Source organism: Methylomonas sp. HW2-6 (assembly GCF_052474525.1).
On sequence record NZ_CP184124.1, the window covers coordinates 3,479,705 to 3,498,136 of the forward strand.

General features: G+C 54.6%; 15 protein-coding genes. 4 read left to right on the plus strand and 11 right to left on the minus strand.

All coding sequences use genetic code 11. The features are described from left to right. Positions 1-3 precede the first annotated feature (3 nt). Genes fliE through ACH518_RS16830 form a run of 3 tightly spaced genes read right to left on the minus strand, consistent with a single transcriptional unit; the run spans position 4 to position 2,945 of the window. Positions 4-315 carry a flagellar hook-basal body complex protein FliE gene (gene fliE, locus ACH518_RS16820; RefSeq protein ID WP_140912566.1) on the minus strand — a complete coding sequence of 104 codons (312 nt, stop codon included), beginning with the start codon at positions 313-315 and terminating at the stop codon, positions 4-6. Between the two features lie 58 nt (positions 316-373). Continuing rightward, a complete protein-coding gene (locus ACH518_RS16825) occupies positions 374-1,756 on the minus strand; it encodes a sigma-54-dependent transcriptional regulator (protein ID WP_278211565.1) in 1,383 nt (460 codons plus the stop codon). Further along, a complete protein-coding gene (locus ACH518_RS16830) occupies positions 1,743-2,945 on the minus strand; it encodes a sensor histidine kinase (protein ID WP_445370913.1) in 1,203 nt (400 codons plus the stop codon). The genes ACH518_RS16825 and ACH518_RS16830 overlap by 14 nt, the downstream gene beginning before the upstream one ends. Before the next feature lie 256 nt (positions 2,946-3,201). Here ACH518_RS16830 and prsT point away from each other — a divergent pair, with 256 nt between their 5' ends. After that, entirely contained in the window at positions 3,202-6,015 is a 2,814-nt protein-coding gene (gene prsT / locus ACH518_RS16835) for an XrtA/PEP-CTERM system TPR-repeat protein PrsT (protein WP_445370914.1), read from the plus strand. A gap of 226 nt (positions 6,016-6,241) precedes the next feature. After that, complete coding sequence (gene xdp1, locus ACH518_RS16840) at positions 6,242-6,985, plus strand: exosortase-dependent surface protein XDP1 (protein WP_186289583.1); 744 nt, start codon at positions 6,242-6,244, stop codon at positions 6,983-6,985. 84 nt (positions 6,986-7,069) lie between these two features. Here the strand turns inward: xdp1 and argC are convergent, their stop codons facing one another. After that, complete coding sequence (gene argC / locus ACH518_RS16845; protein WP_445370915.1) at positions 7,070-8,101, minus strand: N-acetyl-gamma-glutamyl-phosphate reductase; 1,032 nt, start codon at positions 8,099-8,101, stop codon at positions 7,070-7,072. 78 nt (positions 8,102-8,179) lie between these two features. Between argC and ACH518_RS16850 the strand changes: the two genes are divergently transcribed. Together ACH518_RS16850 and ACH518_RS16855 are read left to right on the plus strand one after the other, a co-directional pair. Further along, positions 8,180-9,157: an NAD(P)H-quinone oxidoreductase gene (locus ACH518_RS16850; protein WP_445370916.1), complete on the plus strand. Its 978-nt coding sequence runs from the start codon at positions 8,180-8,182 to the stop codon at positions 9,155-9,157. Positions 9,158-9,159: 2 nt separating this feature from the next. Then, positions 9,160-10,005 carry a sulfurtransferase gene (locus ACH518_RS16855; RefSeq protein WP_445370917.1) on the plus strand — a complete coding sequence of 282 codons (846 nt, stop codon included), beginning with the start codon at positions 9,160-9,162 and terminating at the stop codon, positions 10,003-10,005. A gap of 108 nt (positions 10,006-10,113) precedes the next feature. Here the strand turns inward: ACH518_RS16855 and ACH518_RS16860 are convergent, their stop codons facing one another. The 7 genes from ACH518_RS16860 to ettA all read right to left on the minus strand — a co-directional run bounded on the left by ACH518_RS16860 (position 10,114) and on the right by ettA (position 18,286). Continuing rightward, positions 10,114-11,409, minus strand: coding sequence for an adenylosuccinate synthase (locus ACH518_RS16860; protein WP_140912558.1), 1,296 nt, complete (start codon positions 11,407-11,409; stop codon positions 10,114-10,116). Positions 11,410-11,421: 12 nt separating this feature from the next. Then, positions 11,422-12,612 (minus strand): ATP phosphoribosyltransferase regulatory subunit, encoded by a 1,191-nt coding sequence (locus tag ACH518_RS16865; protein WP_445370918.1) that lies wholly within the window; start codon positions 12,610-12,612, stop codon positions 11,422-11,424. A 73-nt stretch (positions 12,613-12,685) separates the two neighbouring features. Further along, on the minus strand, positions 12,686-13,540 hold the full coding sequence (hflC, locus tag ACH518_RS16870; protein WP_278211557.1) for a protease modulator HflC: 855 nt from the start codon (positions 13,538-13,540) through the stop codon (positions 12,686-12,688). A 1-nt stretch (position 13,541) separates the two neighbouring features. Further along, positions 13,542-14,738 carry an FtsH protease activity modulator HflK gene (gene hflK / locus ACH518_RS16875; protein WP_278211556.1) on the minus strand — a complete coding sequence of 399 codons (1,197 nt, stop codon included), beginning with the start codon at positions 14,736-14,738 and terminating at the stop codon, positions 13,542-13,544. A 166-nt stretch (positions 14,739-14,904) separates the two neighbouring features. Then, positions 14,905-16,170, minus strand: a complete 1,266-nt coding sequence (gene hflX / locus ACH518_RS16880) for a ribosome rescue GTPase HflX (RefSeq protein ID WP_445370919.1) — start codon at positions 16,168-16,170, stop codon at positions 14,905-14,907. 11 nt (positions 16,171-16,181) lie between these two features. Continuing rightward, entirely contained in the window at positions 16,182-16,424 is a 243-nt protein-coding gene (hfq, locus tag ACH518_RS16885; RefSeq protein ID WP_054758645.1) for an RNA chaperone Hfq, read from the minus strand. 197 nt (positions 16,425-16,621) lie between these two features. Continuing rightward, on the minus strand, positions 16,622-18,286 hold the full coding sequence (gene ettA, locus ACH518_RS16890; protein WP_445370920.1) for an energy-dependent translational throttle protein EttA: 1,665 nt from the start codon (positions 18,284-18,286) through the stop codon (positions 16,622-16,624). Positions 18,287-18,432 lie beyond the last annotated feature (146 nt).

The following is an 18,432-nucleotide window of genomic DNA, read 5'->3' on the forward strand; positions in this document are numbered from 1 at the left end:
AACCTAAATCGACATGCCCATGACGTCTTTATAAGCGTCGACCAGCTTATTGCGGACTTGCAACATGGCTTGAAATGAGACGCTGGCTTTTTGGGATGCAATCATCACCTCGGCCAAGCTGACATCGCTCTGGCCCATTTCGAACGACTTCGCCAAATTATTGGCGGTCTGCTGGGTCTGGCTTACCGAATCGATGGATTGTTTCAACATCGCGGCGAAATCGCCGCTGGTATCGGCCGGTTGCGCTTTGCCGCCGGCCTCGATAGACATGGCCCGCATTTGGGCCAGGACTTGGTTGACGTTGATGTCTGACATGATATTGACTCTTTATAAGTTGCCTACCGGTTGGCAAGCATTTTTCAGGCCAACATGACTAACCAGGCACTGCTACCCCGGCTTCTTTCATTCGCGCAATTTTGTAACGTAAGGTGCGCGGACTGATACCGAGCTTGGCCGCCGTGGCCTTCCGGCTGCCGCTGACATCCCGCAACATTTGTAAAATAATCTTTTCTTCGGCGGAGCGGACGCCATCGTTCAGACTGCCGGCTTCGTTGATATCGATAGCCGCATCGTAGGGCCAGGATTCTATGGCAATAGTTTGCCCGGCGGCAGGCTGGGCCGGCAAAACTGCAGCCTCGTCATCCAAAATTAGCTCATCGGCGCCGATGACACCGTTATTTTGCAAAATCAAGGCACGTTGCACGACGTTTTCCAACTCGCGCACGTTGCCGGGCCAAGCGTATCGGCATAACTTGTCCAGCGCGGCCTCGTCGAAACGACACAGCGGCCGCCCCGGTGCGGTATGTTTTTGGACCAATTGCTGCGCCAACGGCACGATATCTTGCCTGCGCTCGCGCAGCGCGGGAATCTTCAACGGAAACACGCTGAGACGGAAATACAAATCCTCGCGAAACCGGCCCTCCCGCACGTATTCCTTCAATTTGCGGTTGGTCGTCGCCAAAATTCTGACGTTCAGCGCAATCTTGCGTTGGCCGCCCAGACGTTCCACTTCTTTCTCCTGCAACACCCGCAATAACTTGGCCTGCAGAGCGATGTCCATTTCGGAAATCTCGTCCAGTAACAGCGTACCGCCCTGCGCCTGTTCGAACTTTCCAGGCGCGGATTGGATCGCGCCGGTGAAAGCCCCCTTCTCGTAGCCGAACAGCATTGCTTCCAGCATGTTTTCCGGAATCGCCGCACAGTTGATCGCGTCGAAAGGCCCGGCATGGTAGTGGGAATTCTTATGGATGTAGCGCGCCAAAACCTCTTTACCGACACCACTCTCGCCTTCCAACAGCATGGTCACATTGGTTTTCGCCACCTTGCCGGCCAGCGCGTACAGCTTTTTCATCGCATCGTCGGCGACCACACGCTCGATCGGCACTTGCGGCATCGGCGCAACCAAGGCGGCAACCTTGTCGACCAAGGTCGTGGCCTCGAACGGTTTGATCAAATAATCGGCCGCACCGGCTTGCATGGCTTCGACCGCTTTAGGGATGGTGCCATAAGCCGTCATCAACAAGACCGGGGTTTCAGCGAATTTTTGCTGAATATTCTGCAGCAACTGAATACCGTCCATGACCGGCATCTGCACGTCGCTAACCACCAAACGCACGGCATGTTTAGCCAATTGGCTGAGCGCTTCAGTGCCGTTTTTGGCGGAAACCACGCGGTAACCTTCTATTTCCAGAGTGTCGCACAAGGCTTCGCAGAGCGCGACGTCGTCTTCTACGACCAGAACATCATACTGCTTCATGGTTGATCTCCATATTATTGGCGTCCGCTGAAAGGCTTAACTCATAGTGGTTGTGACACGGCAAGGTCAACGTAAAACAGGTGCCGTTTCCATGCTCGGAACGGCAACACACGCTTCCGCCGTGGGCCCTGGCAACACTATCCACGACCGCCAGGCCCAGGCCGGTGCCGTTGGATTTGGTGGTAAAAAAAGGCTCGAATAATTTGGCCCGCTGGTCGGGAGGAATACCGGGGCCGTCATCGCTGACACTGATGTCGATGCCGCCGACACCGGCCATCGCCCGCAGCCGGATTTTTTGAGCGCCCGCCTCCGCAGCGTTGTTGATCAAATTCAACAGCGCGCCGCGCAAGGCATCCTGATTTCCCAACAACTCCAGGTCGCCGGCCATGTTAGCGATCTCCAATTGGCCGGCATAGCCATCGCCCGCTTCGCTCAAATGCGCCAACAACGTGGTTAACGAGAAACCCTGCATCGCCATCCGCCCCTGTTTGGCGAAAATCAACATGTCGTTGACCTGCCGCTCCAGATAGTGCAAACGTTCCAGGATCTTTGCCGAAAATTGCCGACGTTTGTCCTCGGCGATTTCAGGCCGGCTCATTTGCGAGGCATACAAGATCGCGGTCGCCAACGGGGTACGGACCTGATGCGCCAGACCGGCCACCATTTCCCCCATCGCACTGAGATGCTTCTGCTGAACCAAGGTCTCCTGCAACGAGCGGATTTCGCTGACGTCGGACAATAGGATGACTTGCTCGGCGTGGTTCCCCAGCACGTTGTGGGTGATATTGACTTTACGGCCGTCGCGCAATTGCCGCTCGTGTGGCGATTCGAAGACCGGCTGCAAACTTCTGCCGACCACCTCGGACCAGAATTGGCCTATCACCGGTTCACCGAGAAAATCGATTGCATGATTGTTGCAGTCGATCACCATGCCCTGGGCGTTCAACACGACCACCGCGGCCGGCAATGCCGCCAGAATTTGCTGCAAGCGGCTAGCCAACTTCTCTTTCTCGACCAAGGTATGCAGCCGCTCGTTGCGGGCGGCGGCCAACTCCCGGTTCAACTGGGCGATCTGCTCTTCCAGCCCCTGGTAAGAATGGGTCAAATTCGCGGAAAGTTCGTTGAATAGCCGAAAAGCGTCGGTCAAACGCTCGGCTTTTTGTTGTTGCTGAAAGCTTAAAGTGTCCATTGCAATTCCGCCAGATTACTCTAACGGCCAAAAAGCAAAAACCAGACCACAATAAAAATTAATTTAAAAACAAAGCGCTACAGACACAAGCCAAGATTTTGACGGCCCCACCACAAGTAAGCGCCCAGCGCCCGCCGGTTTGGTCATCCCCAGTCCCAAAGCCTGCAGGCAATCGAATCGACAATCCGGCGCAACTGGAGACAAATCCGCTTTGCGGCTATTCTATGCGGACTCAATGAACGGAAACGGTCTTCTCATGCGCAAATCCCAATTACCTTACCGTCTTACCCTGGGCACATGGCTGCTGGTTGCAGGATTGACCCCGGAAAAAGTTGCCCTGGCCGACGACATTCTGGCCGGACAGTATTACGAGCAGGCCTTACAGGCCTACAGGGAACACAAAAACGACGAAGCGGTAATCCATTTGAAGAACGCCTTGCAGCAAAACGACCGCTACGTCGCGGCCCATATATTGCTCGGCGATATCTATTTGCAGCAGAAATCCTTATCGGCTGCGGAAGTGCAACTGAATCTCGCCAAACAACACGGCGTCGACCCGGCGTTAATCGTCGAAAATCTGGCAAAACTCTACACCTATCAAATCCGCTACAACGATTTAATTAAGGAGATCGATCCGGTACGCTTTAGCACCGAGTTGCGTCCCGCATTACATGTATTCCGCGGAAACGCTTATTTGCAGCTCAATCAGATCAGCGAAGCCTTGAACGAATTCGACAGTGCGGCGCAAATCGATGCGAACTACGTGGCGGCGACGGTCGGCCGTGCCAATGCGCTATTGAAACGCGGCGACCGGAAAGGTGCCGAAGCGGCGGCGGATAAAGCCATGCAAATCCAGGCAAACGACCACGGAGCCTGGTTCGCGAAGGGTTCGATCAAACACGCCAATATGGAGTTGGAGGAGGCGCTCAAGTTTTACGACAAAGCGGTCGAACTCAATCCGGACCATATCGACACGCGCCTGGCCCGCGCCGGCCTGCTAATGGATTTAAAACGCGACGAACCAGCCAAGCAGGATTTGCAGTATGTCCGCGAAAAGTACCCGTTCGAACCCAAAGCCGCCTACCTGAACGCGGTAATATTGGATCGGAACAACCAAAAAGACGCAGCCGCTAAGGAGTTGGTCATCGCGGCCGACACCCTTTCATCGATCAAACCGGAATACCTGTCGGCGCATAGCTCGACCTTGATGCTGTCCGGCTTGGTGAACTACAGCCTGCAGCGCTTCGACCTTGCTGCGGAATACCTTCGACTCTACGTGAAGCAATTCCCCGAGCAATCCGGCCCGTATAAATTGCTGGCGAACGTTCTGCTGAAAAAAAACGAGCCTGAACAAGCTATTGAATTGCTCCGCCCCATCCAAATGCGCAACCCGCAAGACCAGCGACTCGCATACTTGTTGGGGAACGCCTTCATGCAGGCCGGCAAGCACGACATGGCTAACATCATGTTCGGCAAAGCCACCGCGATGAGCGACGGTAACGGCGACTTGCAAACCGAAATCGGCCTTAACCGGCTGGCAATGGGCCACGAGCAAGCGGCAATCCAAGATTTGGAGACGGCGTATAAGCACAATCCCGACTCCTTGGACGCCGGCATTCCGCTGGTGGCACTGAAAATGAGCCAAGGGGACGCTGAAAGCGCCTTACAAATCGCACAGACACTCTACAAACGAGCGTCAACAAATTTAACACTGCTGAACTTGCTAGGCACCACCCAAGTCGCCAACGGCCAATACAAGCAGGCCAGACAGAGCTTCGAAAAGGCCATCGATTCGGAGCCGAATTTTCTCGCCGCTCAAATTAACTTGAGCAAACTCGACGTTGGCGAACGTAAATTCGATCAAGCCAGACAACGTCTGCAAGCCTTGAGTCAAAAAGACCCGAATAATCTGGACATTTTAGTGGAACTGGCCAAAGTCGAGCAAAGCGCCGGACGTCTCGATGCTGCCAACGATTGGCTGGAACGCGCCAAAAAGCTCGATTCAAAATCGCTCCCCGTGCTGCTGGCATCGGTCGATTTGTTTTTGAAGATGGGCAAAACATCTGAAGCCAGTGCCGCGGCTCAAGCAGCCGAAGTGATCGATAAGAATAATCTGCAGGTGATCGATGCGCTGGCGCGCAGTTACTTGGCCAACAATAATCGAGAAAAGGCCTTGGGCGTTTTTATCCGCATGGCCGACCAAGCCCGCTTCAACGTCAAACAGCTTTACAAAGCGGCTCGTTACCAAATCGATGCCGGCGACTATTTCGAAGCCATCAAGACCTTAAAAAAAGCGGTATTGGTCGATGAAGATCATATTCCATCGCAGATTGCCCTGGTCGAAATGGAACTCAACCACGGCAAGCCGGTATTTGCCGCAAGCCGGGCCGAGAGCCTACTGAAACGCTACCCCAAACGGGCCTTTCCACACCAATTATTGGGCGACATTGCAGTCCACGACAGCAATTTCAGCGTGGCCAACAGCCACTATCAAACGGCGTTCGAACTGGAACCCGATACCACGTCGTTGATGCAGCTTTTCGAAAGCATGCAGAAAACCAACCAGCCGGATAAAGCCTTCAATTTATTGGAACAATGGGTGAAAAAGCATCCCCAAGACTACCCACCGATGGCAGCCTTGGCCAGCGAATTATTAAAAAACGGGAATTTCAAAGAAGCCGAAAAATATTACGATCTGTTGCTCAAGCAGTTCCCGAGCGAACCGCAATTCTTAAACAACCTCGCCTATGTTTATTTGAATGTCGGCAACAACAAAGCACTTTCTTTAGCCGAGCAAGCCCATAAACTGGCTCCCGACCAGGCGGCGACCAACGATACTTTGGGTTGGATTCTAGTCAACGCAGGCCAAGCCGAACAAGGCTTGCACTACCTGCGCAACGCACATTCGCTGCAATCGCACGACCCCGAGATCCGTTATCACATCGCTGTCGCATTAAATCAAATGCAGCGCCGGGAAGAAGCCAGACAAGAACTGGAAGAAGCACTGAAAACCAATACGGCGTTCAACGGGCACGAGCAAGCCAAGGCTTTATTGGACAAGCTGCGCTGAAATTCGGACGGGTAAGGTCTGTCGTGTTTTTTTACAATACCTATACCCACTCAGCGAGCCTTAACCGTAACAATATGAATTTAAACAAAATTAAATAATGGCCCAATAAATGCTTATCAAATTTCGACAAAAGCGTTTTGCTCTATGGCCGATAGTACAATTGTTATTTCCAGACCGGCACAGACAATAACGGAAGAAAATGAATTCAAAAAATTGCGAGGACTCTATGATCCGGAAATATTTGGCTATCACAACACTGCTGTTAACACCGTTTGCGGCAAACGCCACAACATGGACCCTCGGGGGGGCGACACCCGCAGGTATTACAAGCATCAACGCGTATTCAGTAGGAACCAGTGCGACTTCGACTTTTGCTTCCGCGACCGTGGGAAAATATTCCGGTGGACTAGGTGTAACAACCAGCGGCGAAAGCACAACCTCGCCTGAGCACGCAACCGACAACGTAGGCAATATCGAAGCGCTGCTTTTTCGGTTCGACTCCGACACAATTTTAGATAAATTAACGATAGGCTGGCCATCGGTGACTTCCGGCTACGATTCAGACATCTCGGTCCTGAGATACACTGGAACGCTGACAAACAATGCACTGCCAACCGATAGAGACATTAGCAACGAAAAAATTTCAGATTTGCTCGCTCGCGGCTGGGAATTTGTCGGTAGCTACAATACGGCTCAAAATGTTGTGGAAGACATCAACCCTAACAACCTGTCATCCAGTTTCTGGTTGATTAGCGCTTATAGCAGCACTTGGGGTACCGGCAAAGGCGATCCATCGACCGAGCTCACCAATAGCAACGACTATTTCAAATTAGCGTCTTTGGTCGGCACTACTGCCAGCACCTCCCCAGGCCCTGGCGCCAGCGTTCCGGAACCTACCAGCTTGTTACTGTTGGCAAGCGGCATATTTGGCTGGCGGATCAACAGCAAAAAGCGAACCCTCACCGCTTAAGCAGCTGCAGGCTCTCAATTAAAAACAAACCGCCTGTCCGGATTGTCCGGCAGGCGGTTTTTTATTGCTCAACTTTATCTAAACTCAAGGATAAAGCGCAACCGTTTCAAGACCAGCTGCTTCAGCCAAACCAAACATTAGATTCATGTTTTGCACCGCTTGACCTGAAGCGCCTTTAACCAAATTGTCGATCACCGACAAAACCACCACCGTATCGCCGCCCTGCGGCTGATGTACTGCAATCTGACAGCGGTTGCTGCCGCGGACATTACGGGTGTCGGCATGACTACCGGCGGGTAACACATCGACGAAGCGCTCTTCCCGAAAACGTGATTCGAACAGCCCCTGTAAATCGGCACTGCGACCATGCAAACGCGCATAAAGCGTGGCGTGAATCCCGCGGATCATCGGCGTCAAATGCGGCACGAAGGTCAATCCCACCGCATTGCCTGCGACACGCGCCAATCCTTGCCTGATTTCCGGCAAATGGCGATGGCCGGCAACCGCATAGGCTTTGAAACTTTCGCCGGCTTCGCTCATTAACGACGATATTTCCGCCTTGCGCCCGGCACCGCTGACGCCGGATTTGACATCCGCCACCAATCCGTTCGCATCTACAATCCCAGCTTCCAGCAAAGGCAAAAAACCCAATTGCACAGCAGTCGGGTAACAGCCGGGACAGGCAATCAAGCGCGCCTGCTTGATCTGCTCCCGGTTTACCTCCGGCAAACCGTACACGGCCTCATCGATCAAACTCGGACTGGCGTGTTGCATGCCGTACCATTTCTCCCATTCGGCTGGGTCTTTAATCCGGAAATCGGCGGACAGATCGATGACTTTGATCCCCCGCTCCAGCAACGCTGCCGCCATCAACATGGCCGTGCCGTTCGGGGTCGCGAAGAATACCACATCGCATTCCTGCAAATACTTCAGTTCCGGCGGACTGAATTGCAAATCGCAATACCCTCGCAAACTGGGATACAACTGGTCCACTCTCGACCCGGCATCGGCGCGGGAGGTGACGACTGTGACATCCACCTGCGGATGCAACACCAAAATTCTTAATAACTCGACGCCGGTGTATCCCGTACCGCCGACAATACCTGCTCGTACCATGGGTTCTCTCGTGGAAACTATACTTCTGCTAAATTGGGCCGCATATAATACGACACTCCTCCAGCAATCCTTAACATCATGCGCGCCGTTCAGCTTCAAACCAACGCCGATACCACAGAACTCGTCGTCAAGGACTGGCCGCAACCGTCTCCGCGCGAGAATCAAATTCTGATCCACACCAAAGCCGCCGGCATCAACCGGCCGGACCTGGTGCAGCGCCAGGGCCTATATCCGCCGCCGCCGGACGCCTCCCCCATCCTGGGTCTGGAAGTTGCCGGCACTGTAGCCGAAATCGGCAGCGCGGTAACCGGGTTTAGTGTCGGCGATCCAGTCTGCGCTCTGGTCACCGGCGGCGGTTATGCCGAATATTGCCTGGCCAGTGCCTGCTGTAGCCTGCCGATACCGCGCGAATTCAGCTTCATCGAGGCCGCCGCACTGCCGGAAACGTTTTTCACGGTTTGGAGCAACGTTTTCGACCGGGCCGGATTGCGAGCCGGCGAATCGCTATTGGTACATGGCGGCAGCAGCGGCATCGGCACCACGGCGATCCAGCTGGCAAAAGCCTTCGGTAGCCGCGTCGTCACGACGGCGGGCAGCGACGAAAAATGCCGGCGCTGCCTGGAATTGGGTGCCGACCTTGCCGTGAATTACCGGCAACAGGATTTCGTCGAAGCCGTGCTGGATTTCACCGGCGGTAAAGGCGTCGACGTGATTCTGGACATGGTGGGCGGCGATTATCTGCCGCGTAATTTGAAGAGCTTGGCGATTGACGGCCGCTTGTTGCAAATCGGGATTCAGCGCGGCGGCAAGGCTGAAATCAATTTGGCCGCGCTGTTGATGAAACGTCTGACGCTGGCCGGTTCGACCTTACGCTCCCGTAGCGACGAGTTCAAAGCCAACATTGCCGGGCAATTGCGCGATAAAGTCTGGCCATTACTGGAATCCGGCCAAATCAAACCCGTGATAGATTCAGTCTTTCCGCTAGCCGAGGCCGACCGCGCCCACCGGCTGATGGAAAGCAGCCAACACATCGGAAAAATCATTTTGGAGCTATGAGCATGACTTACACCACGCTGGTTTCCGCCGCCACTTTGGCGGCCAATCTCGACAATCCGAATTGGCGGATATTCGACTGCCGTTTCTCGCTGGCCGATAGCGCCGCCGGCTTTAAATCCTACCGGTCAGATCATATTCCCGGCGCAGTCTACGCCGACTTGAACAAGGACTTGTCGTCCCCGGTGCGAGCTTACACCGGCCGCCACCCGCTACCGAACTTCGATTCGCTCGCCGAAAAACTGGGCAAATGGGGAGTTAACAACCGCAGCCAAGTCGTGGTCTACGACGATGCCGGCGGCGCCTTTGCCGGCCGCATGTGGTGGCTGCTGCGCAGCATGGGCCATACTCAGGTCGCTGTGCTCGACGGTGGCTACGGCCACTGGCGCAAACAAGGTCTGCCAACGGCGACAGCGCTGCCGAAAATCAGCGCCAGCGCGTTCCGCGCCTATCTCGATAACCGGCAATGGCTTAGCGCAAGCCAGGTCGAAACCGGCCTGGCGAGCCGCAGCATAATCTTGGTCGACGCCAGAACTCCGGAGCGCTTCCTCGGCAAAGTCGAACCGATCGACCCGGTAGCCGGCCACGTGCCGGGAGCGATTAACCGGCCGTTGCAATCCAATCTGGATCGAAACGGACTGTTTCTGGCCCCTGACCAATTGCGCCGACAAATTAACCATTTGATTTCGCCTTTTCCGGCAGAGCGAGTGGTGCATATGTGCGGCTCCGGCGTAACCGCCTGCCATAACCTGTTGGCGATGGAAATCGCCGGACTCGGCGGATCGAAATTGTACGCCGGCTCCTGGAGCGAATGGATCCGTAACCGGAATCGGAGAGTTAGCAGCCGTTAAGCAGTGGCCGGGCCAGCGCTAACGCGTTAGTTCGTATTGAGAAATGCGCCGGTGGGCTTCGCAGCAGCCCAGCCGGCGACTTTCGGAGCAGGGTCGTATCCGCCAGGATCAAGCGGCGAACGGATTTTCCAGGACGATGGTTTCATTGCGATCAGGACCGGTGGACAATATCGTGACTTTGACGCCGACCAATTGTTCGATCCGGGCGATGTAAGCCTTGGCATTTTCCGGTAATTGCGCGAAATCGGTAATCCCGGCGGTACTACCGCTCCAACCCGGCATTTCCTCAATCACCGCCTCGCAAACGGCGTATTGGTCGGCGCCCAACGGCGCCGTTTCGGTGATTTGGCCGTCAATTTTATAGGCGGTACAAATCCCGATTTTGTCCAGACCGTCCAACACGTCCAGCTTGGTCAAACAGATGCCGGTCAAGCTGTTCAATTGGGCTGATTTACGCATCGAGACCGCATCGAACCAGCCGCAACGGCGTTTACGCCCGGTGGTGGCGCCGAATTCGTGACCCTTCACGCCCAAATGTTCGCCATAACTGTCCATCAATTCGGTCGGAAACGGGCCGTTGCCGACCCGAGTCGAATAGGCTTTGGTAATGCCCAGAACGTAATCCAACGCTAACGGCCCAACGCCGCTGCCGGTCGCCGCGCCACCCGCGGTAGTATTGGAAGAGGTTACGTACGGATAAGTGCCGTGGTCAATATCCAATAGCGCACCCTGCGCGCCTTCGAATAATACGTTGTTTCCTTGCTGTTGGTGGCTATACAGCGCCTCGCCGACATCGGTCAGCATCGGCTTGATGATTTCTCCCAAACGTAAGGTGTTATCCAGAATTTCTGCATAGTTGACCGGTTCGGCCTGGTAATAATTGACCAACATGAAATTATGGTATTCGACCAGCTCCTTCAGCCGGGCGGAAAATTCCTCGCGATTGCGCAAATCGCCGGCACGCAAGCCGCGACGGGCCACTTTGTCTTCGTAGGCCGGACCGATGCCGCGGCCGGTCGTACCGATCGCTTTGCTGCCGCGCGCCTTTTCCCGGGCCTGATCGACAGCCACATGGACCGGCAGAATCAAGGCACAGGCTTCGCTAACTTGTAACCGGTTCCTGACCGGTACGCCCGATTTTTCCAGAATCTCGATTTCCTTGAGCAAGGCTTCCGGACAAAGCACAACACCGTTGCCGATCATGCATTGCACTCCGTCGCGCAAAACGCCGGACGGAATCAGGTGCAACACGGTTTTTTCGCCGTTAATCACCAAGGTGTGGCCGGCGTTATGGCCGCCCTGAAAGCGCACGACGGCCGCTGCCTGCTCGGTTAAAAGATCGACCAGCTTGCCCTTACCTTCATCGCCCCATTGCGTGCCGATAACAACTACATTTTTTCCCATACTTTTCCAACCTTAAACTAATGGTTTAACGACCCAGCGTTGATTCTGATTTTGTAAAACTGCGTTGCAGCCCAGTTGAGCGGCCGCATCGGTTTGCCCCGGCAATTGCTGTATGACGACCTCGCCCTGAGCACGTAAATCTCTGATGGTTTGCAGCAGATCGACATCCTCGCCGAACGGCGCATAAACCACTTGTCTGGCACTATCGATATCCTGGAACATGGCTGCCAATACCTTAAGATCGGCACTAAACCCGGTAGCGGCCCGAGCCCGGCCGAAACGTGCCCCGATATTGTCGTAGCGGCCGCCGCGGGCGATCTCCTTACCCAAAGCCGGCACGAAGGCGGCGAACACCATACCGGTGTGGTAATGGTAACCGCGCAATTCCGCCAGATCGAAACTGACGCTCAAGCTGGGAAAATCGCGCCGCAGTTTGTCGGCTATGCCGCGCAAGTCGGTCAAGGCATCTCCAATGATTCCGCTACAGGGCAAGCCGGCGAACAAACCGTCGGCCTTGTCCAATACTTCTCTACCGCCGTTCAATTTAGGCAACGCATTGAAAATGGCCAGGAAGCGTTCGTCGAGCGCAAAGTCGGCCAACAATTCCACCAATTCCGTTCTGGCTTTACGCTGCAACACGTCGAACAATTTCGACTCCTGTTGCTGGTTCAAACCGGCGTGCTCGGCCAGCGCCCGATAGATCGCGACGTGGCCCAAATCCAAATGTACGTTTTGCAGCCCGCTGATCGCCAACATTTCCAGCATCAAGCGGATCACTTCGTAATCGCTTTCCAGTCCGGCGTGGCCGTATAGTTCGGCGCCGATTTGCATCGGGCTGCGGCTTTTTTCCAACGGGTCGCCTACGGCGTGCAACACGGTTCCGGCATAACACAAGCGGGTAGGACCGTCGTGCTGTAGATGGTGAGCGTCGATGCGGGCAACCTGCGGCGTCATATCGGCGCGTACGCCGAGCATTTCACCGCTAAGCTGGTCGGTCAGCTTGAAAGTCTGCAGATCCAAATCGTGGCCGGAACCGGTCAGCAGCGAGTCCAGGAAATCCACGAAGGGCGGTATCACCAGCTGATAACCCCAACAGGCAAAAGTATCGAGCAGAGTTCTGCGCAATTTCTCCAAATGCGCGGCTTGCTCCGGCAGTACCTCGCCGATGCCTTCGGGCAACAGCCAGTTGTCTTTTCTTTGCATTTTTTGTCTATCCCAATCACAGCAAACGCCCCGCAGAGCGGGGCGTCTGATCATGCAGCTTCAGATTGATGGTTTATTTCTGATTTTTGAAATATTTGAAGAAGTCCGAGTTCGGCTCCAACACCATGATGTTGCCGGACTTGCCGAGGGTTTCCTTGTAAGCGATCAGGCTACGGTAAAAGGCGAAAAACTCGCTGTCTTCGCCGTAGGCCTTGGCAAAAATATCTGCCGCTTTGGCGTCGCCTTCGCCTCGCAATACTTCAGAGTCCCGGTAAGCGTTGGCCAGAATGATTTCGCGTTGTTTATCGGCGTCAGCACGAATCCGCTCTGCAGCCTCGGAGCCTTGAGAACGAAACTCCCGAGCCACCCGCGCCCGCTCGGCTTCCATCCGTTGATAAACCGAGGTACTGACCTCGTTCGGCAAATCGATGCGCTTGACCTGCACGTCGATAATATTGATACCCAAGCGGGAAGCATGCGGCGATACGTTGGTGATCAGCGAATCGCGGATCGCGCTACGGTCGGTCGAAACCAGCTGCCTGATTTCGCGTTTGCTGAATTCGCTACGCGCCGCGTCCTTGATGATTTGATCCAAGCGGATGTTGGCTTGGCCTACGTCGCCACCGACTGTGGTGTAGAAAGTTTTGACATCGCCGATTCGCCATTTGACGAAGGAGTCGACGATGACGTTTTTCTTTTCCGCGGTCAGGAAACGCTCCGGCGTCGCATCCATGGTCAGGATCCGGGCGTCGAATTTCTTGACGTTATTGATAAACGGTATCTTCAGGTGCATGCCGGGCTGAAAATCCGCCCCGACGATTTCACCCAATTGGAATTTGATGACTCTCTCGGTTTCGCCGACGGTAAACACCGACATCGACAAAATGACAGCCAGCGCGGCGACGGCTACTAATATCTTGTTTCCCATGTTAGCGTCCTCTCACATCGCGTTCGCGGCTCGATGCGCGTATATCGTTTCTGATCTCTTTAGCCTGAGGCGCAGGAGCCGCAACCGGTTCGTGCGTCGCAACCGGCGCCGAAACCGCGTCATCGGCGGCCTTGTTCACCAATTTTTCCAATGGCAGATACATGATGTTGCTGCCGGACTTGACATCCACCACCACATTGCTGGATTTGCCCAGCACCTGTTCCATGGTTTCGATGTACATACGCTGTTTGGTCACACCCGGCGCTTTTTTATACTCGGTTAATAACTGCGAAAAGCGGCTGACGTCACCATCAGCTTGGGCGATGGATTTTTCTTTATAGGCTTCGGCTTCCTGCACGATACGCGATGCAGCACCGCGTGCTTTAGGCACCACGTCGTTGGAATAGGCCTCGGCTTCGTTGATCAGGCGCTGCTTGTCTTCGCGCGCCTTGATGGCGTCTTCAAAGGAACCTTGCACCTGCTCCGGCGGCTGTGCATCCTGCAAGTTGACGCTGGTGATCAATATGCCGGTCTTATAGGCATCCATTACCGATTGAATTTCAGTTTTGATTGCGGCAACGATTTCGCTACGACCTTCGGTCAGCACAAAATCCATATCGCTACGGCCGATCACGCCGCGTTGCACGCTTTCGGTAACTTGCTTCAAGGTCGAAGCCGGATCTAGAACGTTAAAGGCATAATCCTTGGCGTCTTTGACTTGGTATTGCACAGCCAAACGCACATCGACAATGTTCTCGTCTTTGGTCAGCATCATCGCCTCTTTCGGCACTGAGCCCATGGCCTGCCCACCGCCGGAACGGTAACCGACCTCGATGAAGCGTTGCTGTTCGACGTTGATAACTTGCACTTGCTCGATCGGTGACGGGATATGCCAGTTCAAACCGGGCTGAGTGGTAGCAACGTAAGCACCGAAACGGGTGACGATACCGCGGGTACCCTCATCGACGGTATAAAGCCCGCTCAAACCCCATAATGCCAGCGCGCCGGCAGCCAAGAAACCGATGCTTTGCATCGACGGGCCATTTGAAGAACTGTCGCCACGTTTGCCGCCGCCGAAAATACCGCCCAGTTTGTCCTGCAGGGACCGGATTACTTCGTCCAGATCGGGAGGATTATCCTTTTCGTTACGACCACTCCAGGGGTCTTTTTTATCACCGCCGGGCTCATTCCAAGACATACCAAACGCTCCAAAATTGGATTTGCAAACTCAAAATTCGGCTCACCGAGTAACGCAAAGCCGGAATTATGTTTCGAGAACGGTGCACCGCTTCCGAAAGCGGGCCATTCTATCTCAAATTACCATTAACCGAGAAAATAACTAGGTATCGAAAACGGTTTCCGGATCAGGCTAGCGCTTCGACCCGGATATGTTTCAACAGGCCCAAATGCTTTTTATCGATTTCTATTGTCAACTCGCAGTCGCCGTGGTCGTCGGTGACATCGTTTATTATTCTGACAAACGCAAACAGCTTGGCTTTTAAGCCGGCCTGCCCTGCCGGCAGATAGCATTTGCGGATCACTTTGCTGCTGGCGAACAGTTCACTCAATGCCTGTTGCAGCAAATCGCTGCCGACACCGCTCTGCGCCGATATCCAGACGCTGACCGGCCGACCGTCGGCGTCGTAATCGATATGCGGTTCGAGATCGTCGAGTAAATCGATCTTATTGAACACCTTCAGCTGCGGTATCTTGCCGGCACCGATATCCTCCAACACCTGGTTGACCTGGATAATGGTGTCGTCGCGATCTTCCGCCGCCGCATCGATCACGTGTAGCAATAAATCGGCCTCGGCCGCCTCCTGCAACGTGGAACGGAACGCCGCAACCAATTCGTGGGGCAAATGGCGGATGAAACCTACCGTATCGGCCAGGATGATCTCGCTACCGTTTTCCAACGGCAACTGCCGCAGAGTCGGATCCAAGGTCGCGAACAACTGGTCGGCCGCATAAATCCCGGCTCCGGTCAATGTGTTGAACAAGGTCGATTTGCCCGCGTTGGTATAACCAACCAACGACACAGTGGGAATTTCCGCCTTTTTCCGCTTACTGCGGCTTTGATGGCGCTGCTTTTCGACTTTCTCCAGACGCTGCTGGATTTGCTTGATCCTGACCGCCAGCAAACGCCGGTCGGTTTCCAACTGGGTTTCGCCGGGACCGCGCAAGCCGATACCGCCTTTTTGCCGCTCCAGGTGGGTCCAACCGCGAATCAATCGAGTAGACAGATGCTTCAACTGCGCCAGCTCGACTTGCAACTTGCCTTCGAAGGTCTGCGCGCGTTGCGCAAAAATATCCAGAATCAAGCCGTTACGGTCGACCACCCGCACTTCCAGTGCCTTTTCCAGATTGCGCTCCTGGCTGGGCGACAAAGGATGATTGACGATGATAATGTCGGCCTGGAGTTCGGCTACGGCGACCTTGATTTCGTCGAGCTTGCCGATGCCGACGAAATATTTGGGGTCCGGCCGGTGGCGGCTGCCCGTGACCACATGAATCGGTTGCGCACCGGCGGATTTGGTGAGTTCTTTCAGCTCGTCGAGATCTTCTTGTCCGACTTGCAAATTCAGGTGAACGAGTATCGCCCGCTCGCCCGCATCGGGACGTTCAAACAAAAATAAACCTCTTAGCTCTCGTCGCTAGGCTCGGCATCACGGTGCATATTGACGTTCTTGCCGGGGACGATGGTGGAAATGGCGTGCTTGTAAACCATTTGGTTGACGGTGTTTTTCAGCATCACCACATACTGATCGAAAGAATCGACGCGACCTTGCAGCTTGATGCCATTCACCAAGAAAATCGACACTGGGGTATGCTCTTTTCTCAGGGCGTTCAAAAAATTGTCCTGCAAGTTTTGTGCTTTCGACATCCTATTTCTCCTTATTATTGTTCGGTGCGCTATTAATACATTAACCGCTACAACCACCGATTTCAACCGGACGGCAGCGGCTTAAGAAAAAACTAAAATCAAGTTTGGGACAAACCAGCGCTATTTCAAGTTCAAGGCCCACATTAATTGGCTATCGGGTCCGCCGCCATTGTCGGCAACGAACCCTTAACCCCGACTTAGCCGATTTTTTTGTATTTGATCCGGCGCGGATTATCGGCGTCGGTTCCCAACCGGCGATGGCGGTCGGCTTCGTAATCGGCGTAATTGCCTTCGAACCAGACCACCTCGCTGTCGCCTTCGAACGCCAGCATATGGGTGGCAATCCGATCCAGGAACCAGCGATCGTGCGAGATCACCACAGCGCAACCCGGAAAGCCCAGCAACGCCTCTTCCAGTGCTCGCAAAGTTTCGACGTCCAAATCGTTGGTCGGCTCGTCGAGCAGCAAGACGTTACCGCCACTTTTCAACAGCTTGGCCAGATGTACGCGGTTGCGTTCGCCGCCGGACAAGTCGCCGATGCGTTTTTGCTGATCCGCCCCCTTAAAGTTGAAGCGCCCGCAGTAAGCGCGCGACGGCGTTTCGTACTTGCCGACCGTAATCATGTCCAGACCGTCGGAAATCTCTTCCCAAACAGTTTTGTTGTTATCCATATCGTCGCGGAACTGCTCGACGTAGGACAACTGCACGGTTTGGCCGAAATTAAACGCACCTGAATCCGGCTGCTCCATGCCGGCCATCATTTTAAACAGCGTGGTTTTACCGGCGCCGTTCGGGCCGATAATCCCGACGATGCCGCCCGGCGGCAATTTGAAGCTCAAGTTGTTGATCAACAAGCGATCGCCGAAGCCTTTGCTGATATTGTCTGCCTCAATCACCACGTCGCCCAGGCGCGGTCCGGGCGGAATATAAATTTCCTGAGTTTCGTTGCGCTGTTGCACTTCCACCGACGACAACTCTTCAAAGCGGGCCAGACGCGCCTTGCTTTTGGCGTGACGGCCTTTCGGATTCTGCCTTACCCATTCCAATTCGGCCTTCATAGCTTTCTGGCGAGACGATTCCTGCTTCTCCTCCAGCTCCAGACGTTTCTCCTTCTGTTCCAGCCAGGACGAATAATTGCCTTCCCAAGGAATACCCATGCCACGGTCCAGTTCCAGAATCCAGCCGGCGACGTTATCCAGAAAGTAACGGTCGTGGGTTACCGCAACGACGGTACCGGTGTAATCGTGCAGGAAGCGCTCCAGCCAGGCAACCGATTCGGCGTCCAAGTGGTTGGTCGGCTCGTCCAGCAACAGCATATCGGGTTTGGACAGCAACAAGCGGCACAACGCGACGCGACGCTTTTCGCCACCGGACAGCTTGTTGATGTCGGCATCCCAATCCGGCAATCGCAGCGCATCGGCGGCAATTTCCAGTTGCCGATCCAGGTTATGGCCGTCACAAGCGTTGATGATGTCTTCCAATTTGGCCTGTTCGGCGGCCAATTTATCGAAATCGGCATCAGGATCGGCATAGGCCGCGTAAACCGCATCCAGTTTTGCCAGCGCATCCTTGATGTGCTGCACGGATTCTTCGATGATGCCGCGCACGTTTTTGGTCGGATCCAGCTGCGGCTCTTGCGGCAAATAGCCGATGTTGATGCCCTTCAGCGGAATCGCTTCGCCTTCGATTTCCTTGTCAACGCCGGCCATGATCCGCAGCAGCGTCGATTTACCGGAGCCGTTCAAACCCAACACACCGATCTTCGCCCCCGGAAAAAACGACAGCGAGATGTCCTTCAGGATGTATTTTTTAGGCGGCACCACCTTGCCGACCCGGTTCATGGAGAAAATATATTGCGCCATTGTTTCTCTGTTGCGAAAAATAAACAGCTATTATACCTCGCTGCATGGAATTTCAAGCCGGCCATTTCAACTCCGGGAACTTGAGGTTCCGCAATCGAAACCGCCGCCATAGTTGATGGCGCCGAGCTTTACCGAATCGCTGCCTG